Source organism: Janthinobacterium sp. BHSEK (genome assembly GCF_056174685.1).
The window spans coordinates 1-1,169 of sequence record NZ_JBWBYV010000225.1; the positions used below are offsets into that span (position 1 = coordinate 1).

The 1,169-nt window shown below is 63.1% G+C and carries 3 protein-coding genes and 1 pseudogene; all 4 read right to left on the bottom strand.

Features of this window, described 5'->3' with window-relative positions:
• Positions 1–247: pseudogene (locus tag AC0V2Y_RS28595) on the bottom strand (hypothetical protein); the annotation flags it as partial.
• Positions 244–375: a hypothetical protein gene (locus AC0V2Y_RS28600; RefSeq protein ID WP_256267347.1), complete on the bottom strand. Its 132-nt coding sequence runs from the start codon at positions 373–375 to the stop codon at positions 244–246. The gene AC0V2Y_RS28600 and the pseudogene AC0V2Y_RS28595, both read right to left, overlap by 4 nt.
• 235 nt (positions 376–610) lie before the next feature.
• Positions 611–790, bottom strand: a complete 180-nt coding sequence (locus AC0V2Y_RS28605) for a hypothetical protein (protein ID WP_475418055.1) — start codon at positions 788–790, stop codon at positions 611–613.
• Between the two features lie 146 nt (positions 791–936).
• The coding region (locus tag AC0V2Y_RS28610; protein ID WP_475418476.1) for a hypothetical protein at positions 937–1,169 on the bottom strand (233 nt) is incomplete at its 5' end.

A 1,169-nucleotide genomic window follows, 5' to 3' on the forward strand; every position in this document is an offset into this window, starting at 1 on the left:
CATAGCTGTCGCAGTCGTCATCAGCGCACTTATATGCCCATGGCCATTCGCCGAATGTGCGGCCGTAAATTTCGCTGTTGCTGACCAGCTCGACGGCGCCAGTGCAATACGGGCACTTGGTCGGCGCAGGAAGCGGGTTCTTGACGCGTGCCGTGGCGCTGCGCGAAGGGTTTTGTGGCGATACTGGGCCGGTGCGCGGTCCTACGACACCGGCGCCGAGCAGCGCCTGCTGCATCGAGCGGCTCATGGCCGCACCATCGCAGTCACGCCCAGGGCGCCATCGTCGTAAGCGGCATCGATCAGCGCGGCCAGGTTGCCGATGGCGGCGAAGCTGTGCACCGTGCTGGCGGTGCGAATGGTGATGATGTAGCTCATGTCCTGCTCCTCTGGTTAATGGGTTGCTGGCGACCCGGGAAAATCCGTCGGGCGTGTGATTCCTGCGGCTGGTGGGCCGCCAACACATGACCATCGAGAATCCCTCGTGGGACGCCGACACCAGGTGATTAATCTGGCCGTACCTGCTCGGCAATCACCCCGGCAGATTCGATGGTTATGTCTTGGCCGCCGGTTACGCCGGCGAAGCGGGCCAGGGCGACTGGCCGGGGTGAAATTAGGCTGCCGTCACCTGCGAAGGGCGGAAGCGCTGGCTTCGCGTCGAGCCGTCCAGCAGCACCTCCAGGAAGTCACCACGGGCGCCTGGGTGCGTCTTCACGAACTTGCCCGGGCGCGGCAACGGCTCGGTTTTCGTGCCCTTCACATTCACCTTCTGATCTTTTTTGAAATTCGACATGCTTTATTTCCTTCAAGGTTGGTTGTGGCGCCGGGCTTCCCCGGGCGCCTGATCCTCACGAAGATCAATCGGGCCACTCTGTGCCATCGGGCAGTTAATCGGGCTGCCAGTCCTGTCCCGCCTTGAACTACGGCGGCGGGCGACCGCTAAACCTTTGCCAGCTCCGCAGTCCAGCCCAGCTCGCGGCCATAAAACGTGCCGGTGCAAGACGCCAAACGCGCATCTACTCGCGCCAGCTCGTGCGCCTGAGTCGGGCTTCCTGCCCAAGCTGCTGCCTCATAATTCCCATCCTCAAACTTGATCGACACGTTGTACTTGCGCAGCGTTGCGCGCGCCGGAGGGGCGGTGAACAGGCCGGGGAGGGCATCACGGGCGCTCA